Here is a 17,144-nt window from a genome sequence, read left to right as displayed (position 1 = left end):
TTGCGCTAATACGCTATTTTTTATTTCACCCGTTCCAATTGCGGCTGTCTCGATTAAACTAGCCTGGATTGTATCGATCGCGAATCAAATATGAAAAAACATTATGCGCTTGGCCTGCAGCAGATTCAGCAGGAATTAAATACTCTGCAGAATCCGGGGTTTTACTGGATTACCAGCCAGCGTCAGGAAGATGCGCGAACGCTGCTGCGTCAGGTAGTTAGCCAACAAAAGGCGGCTACGCTCATCAGTGCGGATGAGAAACCGCAGGCGCTTTTGACGCCCGATCCCATCGGCGGTCCAGCGCGTATGCCGTTATTTTCACTGCCGGCTAATAAACGCAGCCTAAAGCAGCTGGAAAGTGATTTTTCCCGTGTGCTTAATAGTCGCAGTGGCCTGGTGATTTTTTATAGTAATGCCGCGCTGTGGGGAAAATTATCGCCCGATGAGTTAACCTTCTGGCTTAAGCGCATGCGCCGTTTGTTATCTAAAAAACAAATTACGTTGTTAATGATCACCTCCGGTACGTCAATAATTCACCTGCGTAATCATCTGCAAGGTTATTTTCGCCAGCTTGATGGTCTCGCACATTTGGAGTTTCAGCAGGACAGTTGGCATTATCGAATTAACTGGTGGTATGCGGCAGATAAATTACTGGCCGACCGCGCTATCCGTTTGAGTTATGTCGATAATCAATTTATTGCCGTTAATCAAGCGGAACAAAATATTCCCTTAAGCCGCAATGATGAAAATCAATTCCTTGCGCAGGAAGGTGTGCTGGAAGGCGCGCCGCCGCTTTCAGCGCAGTGGCAATTGTTTAGCGATAATGAAAGCGTGTTCTCGCGTGCGCAGCAGGCGAATGCCGCCACGGTCATCTTTACTCTGGTTCATAATCAAGACATTAATTCTTTAGCAACGATGGTCCATAGTTTGCGGCGCTCACGCGGTAGCGCGCTTAAGATTGTGGTGCGCGAAATCAGTACCACGCTACGCTACAGTGATGAGCGTTTGCTGCTGGCCTGCGGCCTGAATGCCATTGTGCCGACCGCGGCCAGCCTGTCGCGCTTTCTTACCACGCTGGAAGGGGTTCAGGGGCAGCAGTTCTCGCGCCATGTGCCTGCCAATCTCAATACCCTGATGCAGGCGCTGCAGCCGCTGCAGCAGAAAGGCTATCTACCGCTGGACGCATTTTGCGCGGCGGTGCAGCAGCTGATGACCAACACGCTGCTGCCGGAAAATGACAAAGGCTTGATGGTGGCGCTGCGCGCGGTGCCGCAGCTGAAACCTGAACAGATTCTGACGCTGTGTAAACCGCGCCGCTTCGGCGATTTGGTGACGCTGGTGAACGACCGCATCTATCTGTTCCTCTCTTCATGCCGATTCAATGATTTGGATATCGCGCTGAAGTCGATCTTCTCGCTGCCGCACGACGAGCTGTTTAGCAATCGTATCGTCTGGTTTGAAGACAATCAGATCGTGTCGGAGGCGGACAAAATTCGTCAGCTGACGCCGGTGGCACAGCGCGACCGGCAGGCCACGCCGCTGGCCGCTGCGCCAGTCAGCACGCAAACCGCCGCGCCTGAGCGCGGGGCACAAACGCCGCAGCCGATTACCCTCAACCTCGACGGAGTAAGCCACCAATGACGCTGATGGATTGGGTGCAGGTGGCGATCCTGCTGTTACTGATTTTGCTGTTCCTGACATCACTGTTTGGGCGCGGACGAGCGCGTAGCGGCTCTAATCCGCTGCTGCGTTTGCTGCCGACGCGCGCATTGAGATCAGAAGGACAGTGGCAACGCAAAACCCATAAAACGGATAAACATGAATAACAGATTTACGATGCACGGTTCGTGGTGGCGAGGCCTCGGCGGCTGGAACTTTTACTTCCTGATCAAATTTGCGCTGCTGTGGTACGGCTACCTTAATTTTCACGCGCTAAGTAATCTGGTGTTTCTGGCGTGGCTGCTGTTCCCGCTGCCGGGCGTGCGGCTGCATCGCTTGCGTCAGTGGATTTCGCTGCCGATTGGCGTGGCGCTGTTCTGGCACGATACCTGGCTGCCGGGACTCAATTCGATTATGAGCCAGGGCAGCCAGCTGGCAGGTTTCTCGCCCAGCTATCTGCTCGATCTTGCCAATCGCTTTATCAACTGGGAGATGATTGGCGCGGGCTTTGTACTGCTGGTGCTGTATCTGTTTATCGCGCAGTGGATTCGCGTCACCGTGCTGGTGTCGCTGATGCTGATCTGGCTCAACGTGCTGACGATCGCCGGACCGGCAATGAATTTACTGCCGAACAGTGCCGCCACGCCGACGGTGAAGCTCAACGATACGCCAGCGGCGAAAGCGCCAGATGGCCTCGATCAATCCGCGCCGCCAACCAGCGCCAACCTCACCGCGTGGCTCAACCGTTTTTACGATGCCGAGCGCCAGCGTGCGACCCATTTCCCGGACGCCTTGCCAGCTGATTCGCAGCCGTTCGATATTCTGGTGATCAACATCTGTTCGCTGTCGTGGTCGGATTTGAACGTCGCGCAGCTGCGTAATCATCCGCTGTGGCAGCACTTCGATATTCTGCTTAACAACTACAACTCTGCTACCGGTTACAGCGGCCCGGCGGGGATTCGTCTGCTGCGCGCCAGCTGCGGCCAGAGCTCGCACAGCGATCTGTACAAAGCCACCGATCAGCGTTGCTATCTGTTTGATAATCTGGCGAAGCTGGGCTTTAAGCAGCAATTGATGATGGATCACACCGGCGTGTTTGGTAACTATCTCAAAGAGCTACGCGAAGAGGGCAATCTGCAGGCGCCGCTGATGTCGCAGGCGGGCATCTCGCCGGAGGTGACGTCATTTGATGGCTCGCCGGTATTTAATGATGCGCAGCTGATGCAGCGCTGGCTCGACGATCGCACCAAGAGCAGCGATGCGCGCTCCGCGACCTTCTATAACCTGATTCCGCTGCATGACGGTACGCGCGAGTTGGGCAGTACGCGCAGCGCAGACTGGCAGCCGCGCGCCAAAGTGCTGTTTGATCAGCTCGATGCCTTCCTGACCAATCTGGAGAAGTCGGGCCGTCGCGTGATGGTGCTGGTGGTGCCGGAACACGGCGCGGCGCTGCAGGGCGACAAGATGCAGATGTCAGGATTGCGTGATATCCCCAGTCCGGATATCACCCATGTGCCGGTCGGCATTAAGTTTGTTGGCATGAAAGCACCGCATCAGGGCCAGCCGCTTAGCGTGGAGAGGCCAACCAGCCTGATGGCGATCTCGGAAATCGTGTCGCGCGTGGTGGATGGCCAGGTATTTAACGCGCCGAACGTTAATATGTCGGTGCTGACCGATAATTTGCCGCAGACGCCGGTGGTGTCTGAGAACGATAACGCGGTGGTGATGATGTATCAGGGTAAACCGTGGATCCGCCTGAACGGCGGCGATTGGGTGCCGTATCCGCAGTAGGGCGCCATTAATGGTGTGATGCCGCTCAGTTAAGCGCGGAGCGACTTTCGTTCGCCATGTGCTGAGGCAGTTGCAGCACCTACGTGCGGCGACCGAGCAGAGGACGCCTGGCCGCGCCCTCTGCACTCCCGGGCCTTGCGCCAGCCCAACCCGCCGCTTCGCGGTGCCTTCACTCATTCACGATTCCTGACGGACCGGTGGCGATTCGCTCCTGCTCAGCGCCACCTCTCGCCGCATCCATGCGGCTCGCCCTGGAATCCCTCATTCGCTCAGCGGCTCGGGATGTCGCCTCAACACCCGCGCTGCAGCATTAACGCGTATTATTCACTCGCAATCGCTACAAATCTCATGGGGTTGTCATCCATGACGGCCAGGCGCGCTTGAATGCGCGTCAAAACCTGCATAATTCCGAATCACTTCATAAATAACCAAACTTGCTTATTTTTCGCCTTTATCCCGGCGAAAAAAACGCGTGACCTGGGATATACTCGCTGCGAATTTCATCTCATTACACGCCTTTGGTGGCCTGGAGAAGTTTTGTTGCGCGTCAGTCGTTCTCTAACGATAAAGCAGATGGCGACGGTTTCCGCCGTGGCGATGGTGACCATCTGCATCTTTATTGTCATCCAGCTCTTTCACTTTGTGCAGCAGCGCAGGATTGACTACGCCCAGCAAATGGAAAATGTGGCGCACACCGTGCGTCAGCCACTCTCCGAAGCGGTGCTCAAAGCCGATATACCGCAAGCCGAACGCATCCTTAATACCCTGAAACCGGCCGGTATTTTATCGCGCGCCGATGTGGTGTTGCCAAATGCCTTCCAGGCGCTGCACGCCGATTTTGCGCCGGAAAAACCGGTGCCGCGCTGGGTCGCACGCCTGTTTGAGCTGCCGGTACAAATCACGCTGCCGCTCTATTCCGTGGAGCGTTCCGGTTTGCCGAAGCCGATTGCCTATCTGGTGCTACAGGCTGATTCCTCCCGCGTCTATCAGTTCCTGCTCAGCACGTTATCCACCATGATCACCACCTATCTGCTGCTGGCGCTGATTCTCTCGATCGCCATTAGCTGGTGTATCAACCGCTTGATTGTGCATCCGCTGCGCGATCTTTCGCGTGATTTACAGGAGCTGCCGCCGCAGGCGATTCTGACCCACAAAATGAAGCTGCCGAATAATCATCGCGATGATGAAATCGGCATGTTGATCCGCAGCTACAACCGCAATCAGCAGGTGCTGGAGTCGATTCACGACGAAATGAGCCGCATGACCACGCATTTTGCCGTTACGGATCTGCCCAATCGCGCGCTGTTCCTTGCGCTGCTCGAACAGCACATCAGCCATCGCCACAATCGTCAGGCGTGGGGCTTGATGGTGATTCGCATTGAAACGCTGCAGGAAGCCAACGGCGTGCTGAGCGATGAGCAGCGCGATACGCTGATGCTGACGCTGGTGGAGAAGATTCGCAGCACCGTTGACGATCACTCACTGCTGGCGCAAACCGGGCCCAGCGACTTCGCCTTGCTGATGAAGCGCGCGCACAATCCGTTCCGCGCCATGCGTCTGGCGCGCAACCTGATGATTCGCATTAATCAGCCGGTGAACCTGCAACAGCTGCAGCTGCGTCCGAACGCCAGCATTGGCCTGGCGCTGCACGAAGAGAGCAGCATCTCGGCCAGCGAACAGCTCGATCGCGCCACCTCGGCGATGATGTCGGCGCGGCATCAGGGCAAAAACCAGATTCTGTTCTTCGATCCGGCGCTCACCGAGCGCGCGCAAAAGCGTTTAACGCAGGAACACGACATCTTGCAAGGTCTGCAGGACGAGCAGTTTGCCCTCTATCTCCAGCCACAAATCAATATGGAAACCGGCGAGCTGGCCGGTGCCGAAGCGCTGCTGCGCATGCGCATGCCGGATGGCAGCTACGGATTATCGGAAGAGTTTATTGCCAGCGCCGAAGAGATTGGCGTGATCTCGGCCATTGGCCGCTGGGTGTTTGAAGAAGCCTGCCGCATTCTGGCCGGCTGGCAGAAGCAGGGCATTAACATCCCGCTCAGCGTCAATATCTCGGCGGTGCAGCTGCGTGATGCCAGCATGGTCAGCCATTTGCAGGGCTTGCTGGAGCGCCATCGCATCGCGCCGGGCAACTTCGTATTGGAAATCACCGAAACCGCGCAGATTGGCGATGCCGAACAGGCGATTGCGCTGCTGCGCTTGCTGCAGCAAACCGGCGTGGCGGTAGCGCTCGATGATTTCGGAATGGGCTACTCCAACCTCAACTATCTGCATCAGTTCAAAGCGCTGCCGGTAAATAAGCTGAAAATGGATCGCAGCTTCGTCGCCGCGCTGCCGGATGACGACACCATGGTGCGCATCGTGGCGGCGATTGCCGACATTATTCACCTCGACGTCATCGCCGAAGGTGTGGAAACCGCCGAGCAGCGCGATTGGTTGCTGGCGCGCGGAATTACTATAGGGCAAGGCTACTTATACGCAGAAGCGCTGCCGCTCCACGTCTTTAATCAACGCTGGCTCAACAGCTCGCAACTCCCTGAATAATCACCTTGGTTATTGATTTTCCTTATAAAAATGCAGCGAAGCGCTGTGCTGAAGCGTTTCAGTTCATAGTTAGAGTTTTGTAACTTTTGTAAGGAATAGTAGGGGATATTAATCTTGTTAACAGGGTGTTATTTTCCTCGCCATCGGTAAGGTTTTACGCTTCTGGCGGCTTGCCGCATGCGTTCTCCACAACAATGGCGGTGCGAACCGTCTTACTGGACACCTGTTATGAAAATCTTAAAAAGCCTCTATTTTCAGGTACTGGTTGCCATCGGCATCGGCGTCCTGTTAGGCCACTTCTATCCTGAGTTAGGCGCGCAAATGAAGCCGCTTGGCGATGGTTTCGTTAAGTTGATCAAGATGATCATCGCCCCCGTGATTTTCTGTACGGTGGTGACCGGTATTGCCGGCATGGAGAGCATGAAAGCCGTTGGACGTACGGGCGCAGTGGCGCTGCTGTACTTTGAAGTGGTCAGCACCATCGCGCTGATCATCGGTTTGGTGGTGGTTAACGTGGTGCAGCCTGGCGTGGGCATGAACGTTGATCCAGCCACGCTGGATGCTAAAGCAGTCGCGGTTTACGCGCAGCAGGCGGAGCAGCAAGGTGTGGTCGCCTTCCTGCTGGATGTGATCCCGAATAGCGTCATTGGTGCCTTTGCCAGCGGCAACATTCTGCAAGTGCTGCTGTTCGCTATCCTGTTCGGCTTCGCCCTGCATCGCCTGGGCAGCGCCGGCACCGTGATGTTCAACGTCATTGAGAGCTTCTCAAAAGTGATCTTCGGCGTGATCAACATGATTATGCGTCTCGCGCCAATCGGTGCCTTCGGCGCGATGGCCTTCACCATCGGTAAATATGGCGTCGGTTCGCTGGTGCAGTTGGGGCAGCTGATCATCTGCTTCTATATCACCTGCGTGCTGTTCGTGGTGGTGGTGTTGGGGCTGATTGCACGCTTCGCTGGCTTCAACATCTTTAAATTTGTCGCCTACATCAAAGAAGAGCTGCTGATTGTGCTGGGCACGTCATCTTCCGAGTCTGCGCTGCCGCGCATGCTGGATAAGATGGAGAAGCTGGGCTGTAAGAAATCGGTGGTGGGGCTGGTGATTCCAACCGGCTACTCCTTCAACCTGGATGGCACCTCGATTTACCTCACCATGGCGGCGGTGTTTATCGCTCAGGCGACCAACGCGCATATGGATGTGTTCCACCAAATCACGCTGTTAGTGGTGCTGCTGCTCTCCTCGAAAGGCGCAGCGGGTGTAACCGGCAGTGGCTTTATCGTGCTGGCGGCGACCTTGTCAGCGGTGGGACATTTACCGGTTGCGGGTCTGGCGCTGATTCTCGGTATCGACCGCTTTATGTCCGAAGCGCGTGCGCTGACCAATCTGGTGGGCAACGGCGTGGCGACCATCGTGGTGGCGAAGTGGGTCGGCCAGCTGGATGAGAAACAATTGAATGCGACGCTTTCTGCCGGGAAAAAGGTGAATAACGCACCAGAAACCGCCGCATAACCTGCTATTTGCGTTAATTTGCCGAGAAATGCCCGCTGTCGCTTGCCCTGACAGCGGGCATTTGCATAATAAACCCCATTGATTTTTTTCCCGATTTTTTGCCTCGTTGCGCGACATCCTGACCTTCTCGTGGTCAAAGAGTCTGTTATTAAATAAACGTGGCGGCACAATGCCGCGCCGGTCACCCCAGATGTGACCGAACATGCCGCGCTAACGAGCGTTGATCTGTTTGAGTAGGGGTTCACATGCAGGGCACCAGAATTCGGCTTTTGGTTGGCGGATTGCTACTGGCAGCGTCCGGTTTTGGCGTGCACGCCGAGACGCTCCAACCCGATCCCGCCTGGCAGGAAGGCAAACTGGACAATGGTTTTAGCTGGCAGCTGCTAACCACACCACAACGTCCAAGCGATCGTATTGAGCTGCGCCTGATTGTTAACACCGGTTCGCTGGTGGAGAGTGCGCAACAAACCGGCTATAGCCATCTTTTACCGCGTTTAGCGATGGTGCATAACGCCACGCTGGACACCAATCAGCAACGTGCGCTGTGGCAGCAAGCCATGGATCCGCAACGTCCGCTGCCACCCGCTATTTCGTCGTACGATTACACCCAATACAACCTGAGCTTGCCGAACAACCGCCCTGATCTGCTGAAAGAAGCGCTCAGCTGGCTGGCGGCGACCGCCGGGAAAATGACGATTAATGAGCAGGTGGTTTCTACCGCATTAATGGCGACCGATCCGATTGCCACCTGGCCTGCCAATACGCAGGATGTGTGGTGGCGCTATCGCCTGAAAGGCTCGGCGATGCTGGCGCACGATCCCGGCGAGCAACCGCGCGCGCCGGTGGATATCGCACAGCTCAACAGCTTCTATCAGCAGTGGTACACGCCCGACGGCATGACGCTGTACGTGGTAGGTAACGTCGATAGCCGCAGCATGGCGGAGCAGATCAACAAAGCTTTTGCGCCGCTGAAAGGTAAGCGTGTCGCACCTGCCGCGCTACCGACGCTGTCACCGCTGCCGCATCAGCCGGTGAATCTGGTGAATGGCGGCATGAATCAGGATCGCCTGTCGCTGGTGTGGGACACCGCATGGCAGCCGATTCGTGATTCGCAAAATTTGCAGCGCTACTGGCAGAGCGATTTAGCGCGTGAAGCGCTGTTCTGGCATGTGCAGCGCGCGCTGGCTGACAGCAAAGCGCAAAGCGTGCAGGTTGGCTTCGATTGCCGCGTGCTCTATCAACGTGCGCAGTGCTCGATCAACATGGACAGCCCGAATGCCTCTTTGCCGCAGAATATGAATCAGGTGGCGAAAGAGCTGGCGGCGGTGCGCGACAAAGGGTTACCGCAGGAGGAGTTTGATGCGCTGATGGCGCAGAAGCTGCTGGAGCTTAACAAGCTGTTTGCCACATACGCCCGCACCGACACCGATATTCTGATGGGCCAGCGTCTGCGCTCGCAGCAAAACGCGGTGGTGGACATTGCGCCTGAGCAGTATCAGAAGCTGCGTCAAACCTTCCTCAGCGAGATGACGCGCGACCAGCTAAATCAGGAACTGCGCCAGCAACTGTCGCAGGAGCTGACCATGGTGCTGATTCAGCCGCAGGGTGAAGCTGAGACCAACGTGAAGATGCTGCAGGAAAGCTGGGATAAAGTGATGAAGCTACCCGAACCGCCAGCGGTACCCGCGAGCCCGGAAGAAGTGAAACCGGATAACAGCGCAGGCGCGGCGGATCAGACCGCGCCATCATCCTAAACATTAGGTCTTAGCACGTAGCCATTCGGTTACCAGCATCGGCCAACTGGCGAGCGGTAAATCTGCCACGCCACGGATACCAAATCCGTGGCCGCCTTTCTGGTAGAAGTGAATCTCCACCGGCACTTTATGCTCACGCAGCGCGCTGAAGAACACCATGCTGTTGTTCACCGAAACCGATTCATCATCGGACGCGTGAATCAGCAGCGTCGGTGGCGTGTGTGCGTGTACGCGCGTCTCCAGCGAATAAGCATCAACCATCTTCTGATCCGGCCATGCGCCGAGCAAGCGGGTGCGTGCACCTTCATGCGCCAGACCTTCACGCATGCTGATCACCGGATAGAGCAGCACCATCGCATCCGGGCGCGGTGTGAAGCTGTCGGCTTGATCCTGCACCGGATAGAGTTTCTCGCCAAAGCGGGTGCCGAGGCTGGCGGCAACGTGTCCACCCGCCGAGAAGCCCATCATCACGATATATTTGCCGTTCAGCCCGCGCTGCGCACGTTCACGCAGCACGCGCACCGCACGCTGCGCATCGGCCAGCGGCGCGTCTGGACCTTCATGGTGACCGTCATACGGCAGGCGATACGTCATCACCGCCAGCGTGTAGCCCATTGACGTGAAGAAAGTGGCAAGCGCGCTGCCTTCGCGGTCGATCAATACCCGCTGATAACCGCCGCCCGGCGCGACCAGCAGCGTGATGCCGTTCGAGGTTTCCGGATGCCAGATGGCAATTTCCGGGCAGCGCACGCCGGTGGCGGCGCGGTCATAAGGTTCATACTCTTTGGCGAGATCGACGATCTGCGGCTGAGCGCGCGAATCGCTCGCGCCTGGCGCATCACCGTGTGGCCAGATATTGATGATTTCTGTGTGCATAAGTCAGTCCTGAGCGAGTCATGTTGTCGTTATTTTTTTCGCGGCCGGAGTAACAGCGTCCTGCTGTTGTTGATTAAAACATGGTCTTTTTTGCTGCTGGCGTCCAGCCGAAAACCGCCGATTTCGCCAGTTTCGGACTATGCCTGGCGGCCAGATTTCCTGCCATAACACATTGAATTTAAATCGATCTGATTAGCGCGAGTGAAGAAGTAATACCGTTTTTGTTACAGAAGTGGATGAGTCAGGTCGTTAGCGGAAATTGGCAGGGAAAAATGCTGCGTTAAGGCAAACTGCGCGGGCGGGTTGGTTAGCACAGGTAATGAATGGCGCAGAGATTTGTAGCGGCGCGATTCATCGCGCAATCAATTGCGCCGCTACGGTTGGTGCAGGTGGTTAAGTCATTTCGGCATCGCGCTGAGCGGGATAATCGCCCCGCGATACTGGATCACCGTGCTGGCGGTGAGATGACCGCGTGCGGCGGCATCTTCGGCGCTTCCTCCGGCTAAACGCACCGCCAGATAACCAGCGCTGAAGGAGTCGCCAGCCGCGGTGGTATCGATCACTTTCTCTTTCGCCAGCTTGATGGCGGCGACCTCGCGCAGCGGCTCATCGCCAACCGCCACCAGACAGGAGTCCGCACCGCGTTTGATGGCAATTTCCTGCACGCCCGCAGCGCGTGTGCGAGCAATCACCGCATCCAGCGGCTGCTCGCCCCACAGCAAATCTTCGTCGTCGAGCGTCAGAAATGCCATGTCGGTATGACGCAGCATCTCGGCATACGCCTGCTGAGCGCTGGCTTTATCGGCCCACAGACGCGGACGATAGTTGTTATCGAAAATCACCTTGCCACCGTTCTGACGACAGGCGCTAAGCAGCGTCATCAGTTTTTCGCGACTGGTCGCAGGCAGAATCGCCAGGCTGATGCCGCTCAAATAGAGATAATCATAGTGCGCCAGCTGCTGGCAAATCGCGTCCGCTTGCGCGCTGTCCAGCCAGAAACGGGCGGCGGCGTCGTTGCGCCAGTACCAGAAGGTCCGCTCGCCGTGGTCGTCGGTTTCGATGAAATACAAACCCGGCATTTTATTGTCGAGGCGCTGAACCAGCGCGGTTTCGACATTTTCCTGCTGCCAGGCGGCGATCATCTGGTCACTGAAACTGTCGGTGCCGAGTGCGGTGACATAATCGACACGCAGCTGTTTATCTGACTGACGCGCCAGATACACCGCCGTGTTCAGCGTATCGCCGCCAAAACCGCGTTTGATGTTCTCACCTTTCTCGGACAGCTCAATCATGCATTCGCCAATAATAGCGATTTTCTTCTGCGTCATGGTCTTCAGCCTGTAGTGAATTCTGCCTTAGTCTCGCGTCTGGTATGGCAGTCGTCAATGGTTTTTAAAACGATGTTTTGATTTAACTTAAGGCAGCAAACCGCCTGCGCCACGGTGATTTAGCGGCCAAAGCGCGTTTTGTTTTGCCGATTAAGTGCGAAGCACGCTGTTACACTCAACTCTTCATGGGACTAACGAGATTGATAAAGTTATCCCGGCGATCGCCGATACTTGCCGCTGAGATGCTATTTGCAGGCACTCAACACCAACCAGGAAAAAACCATGGTGATGAAGAATTTGAGTCATCGGCTGCCTGTTTCAAATGAATTGGAGCAACAACAGGAAACGCGTCTCTTCTGGCAACAGTGCCAACGATTCTATACTTTCCAGCCGATTTACCAGGTCTCAGGCCGCATGCTGGCTATTGAATTACTGACGGCGGTTACCCATCCCTCCGCGCCAGAAAAAAGGCTGTCGCCCGAAGACTATTTTGAAGCACTGACTATCGCGCAGCGGCTTGGTGTCGTCCAGGAACAACTCGAGCTGCTGATAACATGGTCAGCGTTTTTCAATCAGCGTCAGCTGGTGGCGTCGGTTAATATCGACGGTCCAACGCTGATGGAGATTGAGAAGCATGAGTCGATTCGCACGCTGATTGCGCAGCTGCCGTGGGTGCGCTTCGAGCTAACGGAGCATCATGCGCTGCCACAGGAAGAGATGGTGGCGAAGATGCCGGAACTCGGGCCGCTGTGGCTGGATGATTTTGGCTCTGGCATGGCGAACTTCTCCGCGCTGACCGAGCTGCGTTACGACTACATCAAACTCTCGCGCGAGCTGTTTATGCTGCTGCGCGCCAGCGATGAAGGCCGCTCGATGTTCTCGATGCTGCTGGCGTTGATTAACCGTTACTGCAACGGCGTCATCGTTGAAGGCGTGGAAACCGAAGAGGAGTGGCAACAGGTGCGTAGCTCGCCAGCGATGGCGGCGCAGGGCTACTTCTTCTCGCGCCCGGTGCCGTTTAGCGAGCTGGAACGTATGGCTCTTGAGCTTCCCTGATCCCGTTCCGCGGCGTCTCGACTATCCTTAGTCAGACGTGGAAGGGCAAGGAGGAAGCAATATGTCACGTACTCGAAAGATCCTGAGCTGGGTGTTCGGGATTTTTTTGTTATTGGTTGTAGTGATTGTGGTGCTCATCGCCACCTTTGACTGGAACCGCTTGAAACCAACGATTAATCAAAAAGTTTCAGCCGAACTGAACCGACCTTTCGCGATTCGCGGCGATCTCGGCGTGGCCTGGGTTCGCAACCGTGAAGAACCTGGCTGGCGCAGCTGGGTGCCGTGGCCGCAGGTGCATGCCGATGATGTGATGCTCGGCAATCCGCCCTCTATTCCTGATGTCACCATGGTGCATCTGCAGCGGGTTGAAGCCACCATTGCGCCGCTGGCGCTGCTGCATCAGCAGATCTACCTGCCGTGGATCAAGATGCAAAAGCCGGATGCGCGGCTGGTGCAAACCGCAGACAAAAAGAATAACTGGACCTTTGATCTCGCCAGCAGCCAGAACAGCGATGCTAACGCCGCGCCTTCTGCCTGGTCCTTCCGCCTCGACAACATCCTGTTCGATCAGGGACAAGTGCGCTATCGCGACGCCGTCAATAAAGCCGATGTCACAGTGACCATCAATCCGCTGGGCAAACCGGTGCCGTACGCCCAGGTGGCGGGCGGTGACGATCAGCAGAAAGGCGCGGGTGATTTTGTCTTTGGCTGGCAGGCGAACGGCACCTACAACAATCAGAAGCTGGATGGCGACGGCAAAATTGGCGGCATGCTATCGCTGCGCAGTAAAACCACGCCGTTCCCGCTGCAGGTGGATGTGCGTAATGGCACCACGCGTGTACGTATTGACGGTACCTTGCAGGATCCGCTCAATCTTGGCGGACTTGATGTGCGTCTGCGCTTCGCGGGCGATACGCTGGCCAATCTGTATGGCCTGACCGGCGTGCTGCTGCCCGATACGCCGCCCTATGAAACTGACGGCCATTTGATTGCGCGTTTCAATGAGGCGAAAGGGCCGCTATTCCGCTACGAGAAGTTTAACGGCCACATCGGCGACAGCGATATTCACGGCTCGCTCACCTATCGTCAGGGCAAACCGCGTCCAACGCTGACCGGTGAATTGACCTCGAACCAGCTGCGGATGGAAGATTTGGGGCCGCTGATTGGCGTCAACTCCGGCAAAGGCAGCGAGAAAACGCAGCAGGCCAAAGCGCAGCGCGGCGAAGCCTCATCGCAGCCCGCCGACCGCGTGTTGCCACACGACAAGTTTGATACCAAGAGCTGGGACGTGATGGACGCGGATGTGAAGTTCAGCGGCAAGCGCATTGAACACAGCAGCAAGCTGCCGCTCAGCGAGCTCTATACGCATCTGCAGCTGAAAAACGGCGACCTGTTGCTCGATCCGCTGCGCTTCGGTATGGCCGGCGGCAGCATTAACTCCACCATTCATCTGGAAGGCGATCGCAGCCCGATGCGCGGACGCGCCGATTTGCACGCGCGTAAGCTGCGTCTGCGTCAGCTGTTCCCGGATGTTACGGCGATGCAGAACAGTTTGGGCCAGCTCAACGGCGATGCCTCGCTGAGCGGCACCGGCAATTCGGTGGCGGATCTGCTCGGCACCAGCAATGGCGAACTGAAGCTACTGATGAATGATGGCCTGATCAGCCGCAGCCTGATGGAGATTGCCGGACTAAACGTCGGTAACTATGTGGTGGGTAAGCTGTTCGGCGATGATGAAGTGAAGATCAACTGCGCGGCGACCGATATGAATATTCGTCAGGGCTTAGCGACGCCGAAACTGTTCCTGCTGGATACCGAGAACGCGGTGATCAACGTGACCGGCAACGTTAATTTCGCGAATGAACGCATGGACTTGTCGATCAATCCGGAGAGTAAAGGGATTCGCATCATCACGCTGCGTTCGCCGCTGTATGTGCGCGGCACCTTTAAAAATCCGGATGCCGGGGTGAAAGCCGGACCGCTGATTGCACGCGGTGCCGCAGCGGTGGCGCTCGGGGCGGTGGTTGCTCCCGCCGCCGCGTTGATCGCACTGATTTCGCCTAGCGATACTGACGACAATCAGTGCAGTAATGTGCTGCAGCAGATGAAGAATCAGAAGTGATCAGTTACGCCACAGCACTTTGATGATGTGGTAACCAAAGGCGGTTTTCACCGGTCCGTAAGGCTGTAGCAGCGGACAGGAGAAGACCGCCTTATCAAATGCCGGTACCATTTGTCCTTTACGGAACTCACCCAAATCACCGCCGTTGCGTCCGGATGGGCAGGTAGAGTGTTTCTTTGCCAGCTGCTGGAAGTTCGCCCCTTTCTCAAGTTGCGCCAGCAGGGATTTGGCCTGCGCTTCCTCTTTCACGAGGATATGTAAAGCCGCCGCGGTTTTCGCCATGATGAAGTCCTAATGTGTATAATCCGGCCATTATAACCTCCTTTCTTTTGATTCAACTGAGCGAATTCCGTTATGCGTTTAAACCCCGGCCAACAACGAGCTGTCGAATTTGTCACCGGTCCTTGTCTGGTGCTGGCCGGTGCTGGCTCGGGTAAAACCCGCGTGATCACCAACAAAATCGCCCACCTGATCCGCGAATGTGGCTATCAGGCGCGCCATATCGCCGCCGTAACCTTTACCAATAAAGCCTCGCGCGAGATGAAAGAGCGCGTGGCGCAGACGTTGGGGCGTAAAGAGGCACGCGGCCTGATGATTTCCACCTTTCATACGCTGGGACTGGAGATCATTAAACGCGAATACAAGGCGCTGGGAATGAAAGCCAGCTTCTCGCTGTTCGACGATCAGGATCAGCTGGCCTTGCTTAAAGACCTGACCAAACAGTGGCTGGAAGAGGACAAGACGCTGTTACAGCAGCTGATTTCCACCATCTCCAACTGGAAGAACGATCTGGTCGATCCGCAGGGCGCAGCGGGTTTGGCGCAATCGCAGCGTGACCAGATTTTTGCTCACTGTTATCAGCTGTATGACCAACACCTGAAATCCTGCAACGTGCTGGATTTCGACGACTTAATCGCGCTGCCCACGCTGCTGCTGCAGCGCAATCAGGAAGTGCGCGAGCGCTGGCAGCAGCGCATTCGCTATCTGCTGGTGGATGAGTATCAGGACACCAATACCAGCCAATATGAGCTGGTGAAGCTGCTGGTGGGTGCGCGTGCGCGCTTTACCGTGGTGGGCGATGACGATCAGTCGATTTACTCGTGGCGCGGCGCGCGTCCGCAAAACCTGGTGCTGCTGCAGCAGGATTTCCCGGCGCTGGAAGTGGTGAAGCTGGAGCAAAATTATCGCTCGACGCAGCGCATCCTGAAATCGGCCAACATCCTTATCGCCAATAATCCACACGTATTTGAAAAGCGCCTGTTCTCAGAATTGGGGCAGGGCAGCGAGCTGAAGGTGCTGAGCGCGAATAACGAAGACCACGAAGCGGAACGCGTAGCGGGTGAATTGATCGCGCATCACTTCATCAACAAAACCGCCTACAAAGATTACGCCATTCTTTATCGCGGCAATCATCAGTCGCGCGTGTTCGAGAAGCAGCTGATGCAGAACCGTATTCCGTATCGTATCTCGGGCGGCACGTCGTTCTTTTCACGTCCGGAAATCAAAGATTTGCTGGCTTATCTGCGCGTGCTGACCAATCAGGAAGATGACAGCGCGTTTCTGCGTATCGTGAATACGCCGCGCCGGGAGATTGGTCCGGCAACGCTGCAGAAGCTGGGCGAATGGGCCAACCTGCGCAATAAAAGTCTGTACAACGCCAGCTTCGATATGGGGCTGGAGCAAACGCTGAGCGGGCGCGGGCTGGAGCATCTGCAGCGCTTTACGCACTGGCTGAGTGAAATCGTCCAGCTGACCGAACGCGAGCCAGTGAATGCGGTGCGCGACCTGATTCGCTGCATCGACTACGAAAGCTGGCTGTTTGAAACCTCGCCCAGCCCGAAAGCCGCTGAGATGCGCATGAAGAACGTTAACCTGCTGTTCCAGTGGATGACCGAGATGCTGGAAGGCGATGAGCTGAACGAGCCGATGACGCTGGCGCAGGTGGTGACGCGCTTTACGCTGCGCGACATGATGGAGCGCGGTGAAAGCGACGAGGAGCTCGATCAGGTGCAGCTGATGACGTTGCACGCCTCAAAAGGGCTGGAGTTCCCGTATGTCTATCTGGTTGGCATGGAAGAGGGGTTATTGCCGCACCAGAGCAGCATCGATGAGAACAACATCGAGGAAGAGCGGCGTCTGGCTTACGTGGGGATTACGCGAGCGCAGAAAGAGCTGACCTTTACGCTGTGCCGGGAACGCCGCCAGTATGGCGAGCTGATGCGCCCGGAACCGAGTCGCTTCCTGCTGGAGTTGCCGCAGGACGATGTGGTGTGGGAGCGCGAGAAAAAAGTGGTGAGCGCCGAAGAGCGCGTGAAGACCGGGCAGACGCGCGTCGCTGGATTGAGAGCGATGCTGGAGAATGCGAAGAAGGGTTGAGTTCCCGGTCCGTGCTCGCAGTCCCCCTCCTCGGTCCTCCCCCATGAATGGGGGAGGAAGATGCTGCAAAATGTAAGTGTTGAAGCAGCCTGTGGCAGCATCTCCTTCCCCCGCGGGCGG

12 protein-coding genes are annotated in these 17,144 nt (G+C 56.5%); 9 read left to right on the top strand and 3 right to left on the bottom strand.

Annotated elements, in window-relative coordinates; all coding sequences use genetic code 11:
- Positions 1–90: 90 nt before the first annotated feature.
- The 6 genes from bcsE (at position 91) to PZBJ_RS19060 (ending at position 9,266) form a co-directional block, all read left to right on the top strand.
- Entirely contained in the window at positions 91–1,641 is a 1,551-nt protein-coding gene (bcsE, locus tag PZBJ_RS19090; protein ID WP_101763787.1) for a cellulose biosynthesis protein BcsE, read from the top strand.
- On the top strand, positions 1,638–1,826 hold the full coding sequence (locus tag PZBJ_RS19085; protein ID WP_101763786.1) for a cellulose biosynthesis protein BcsF: 189 nt from the start codon (positions 1,638–1,640) through the stop codon (positions 1,824–1,826). The genes bcsE and PZBJ_RS19085 overlap by 4 nt, the downstream gene beginning before the upstream one ends.
- Complete coding sequence (bcsG, locus tag PZBJ_RS19080; protein WP_101763785.1) at positions 1,819–3,450, top strand: cellulose biosynthesis protein BcsG; 1,632 nt, start codon at positions 1,819–1,821, stop codon at positions 3,448–3,450. Before PZBJ_RS19085 ends, bcsG begins: the two co-directional genes overlap by 8 nt.
- Before the next feature lie 540 nt (positions 3,451–3,990).
- Entirely contained in the window at positions 3,991–6,003 is a 2,013-nt protein-coding gene (gene hmsP, locus PZBJ_RS19075; protein ID WP_206098225.1) for a biofilm formation regulator HmsP, read from the top strand.
- A gap of 228 nt (positions 6,004–6,231) precedes the next feature.
- Positions 6,232–7,512, top strand: coding sequence for a dicarboxylate/amino acid:cation symporter (locus tag PZBJ_RS19070; RefSeq protein ID WP_101763784.1), 1,281 nt, complete (start codon positions 6,232–6,234; stop codon positions 7,510–7,512).
- 245 nt (positions 7,513–7,757) lie between these two features.
- A complete protein-coding gene (locus PZBJ_RS19060; protein ID WP_101763783.1) occupies positions 7,758–9,266 on the top strand; it encodes a M16 family metallopeptidase in 1,509 nt (502 codons plus the stop codon).
- A 3-nt stretch (positions 9,267–9,269) separates the two neighbouring features.
- Here PZBJ_RS19060 and PZBJ_RS19055 read toward each other — a convergent pair whose 3' ends face one another.
- Positions 9,270–10,142, bottom strand: coding sequence for an alpha/beta hydrolase (locus PZBJ_RS19055; RefSeq protein WP_101763782.1), 873 nt, complete (start codon positions 10,140–10,142; stop codon positions 9,270–9,272).
- Between the two features lie 398 nt (positions 10,143–10,540).
- On the bottom strand, positions 10,541–11,470 hold the full coding sequence (gene kdgK / locus PZBJ_RS19050; RefSeq protein ID WP_101763781.1) for a 2-dehydro-3-deoxygluconokinase: 930 nt from the start codon (positions 11,468–11,470) through the stop codon (positions 10,541–10,543).
- Between the two features lie 282 nt (positions 11,471–11,752).
- Here kdgK and pdeH point away from each other — a divergent pair, with 282 nt between their 5' ends.
- Positions 11,753–12,526 carry a cyclic-guanylate-specific phosphodiesterase gene (gene pdeH, locus PZBJ_RS19045; RefSeq protein WP_101763780.1) on the top strand — a complete coding sequence of 258 codons (774 nt, stop codon included), beginning with the start codon at positions 11,753–11,755 and terminating at the stop codon, positions 12,524–12,526.
- A 61-nt stretch (positions 12,527–12,587) separates the two neighbouring features.
- Complete coding sequence (locus tag PZBJ_RS19040) at positions 12,588–14,648, top strand: AsmA family protein (RefSeq protein ID WP_101763779.1); 2,061 nt, start codon at positions 12,588–12,590, stop codon at positions 14,646–14,648.
- Here PZBJ_RS19040 and ppiC read toward each other — a convergent pair whose 3' ends face one another.
- Positions 14,649–14,930: a peptidylprolyl isomerase PpiC gene (gene ppiC / locus PZBJ_RS19035; RefSeq protein WP_008105734.1), complete on the bottom strand. Its 282-nt coding sequence runs from the start codon at positions 14,928–14,930 to the stop codon at positions 14,649–14,651.
- Between the two features lie 72 nt (positions 14,931–15,002).
- Here ppiC and rep point away from each other — a divergent pair, with 72 nt between their 5' ends.
- A complete protein-coding gene (gene rep / locus PZBJ_RS19030) occupies positions 15,003–17,024 on the top strand; it encodes a DNA helicase Rep (RefSeq protein WP_101763778.1) in 2,022 nt (673 codons plus the stop codon).
- Positions 17,025–17,144: the final 120 nt, after the last annotated feature.

The sequence above is a fragment of the Pantoea endophytica genome, assembly GCF_002858935.1.
Classification (GTDB): Bacteria; Pseudomonadota; Gammaproteobacteria; order Enterobacterales; family Enterobacteriaceae; genus Pantoea; species Pantoea leporis.
Note: the sequence above shows the minus strand (reverse complement) of the source record. Positions and strands in the feature narration are given on the sequence as shown.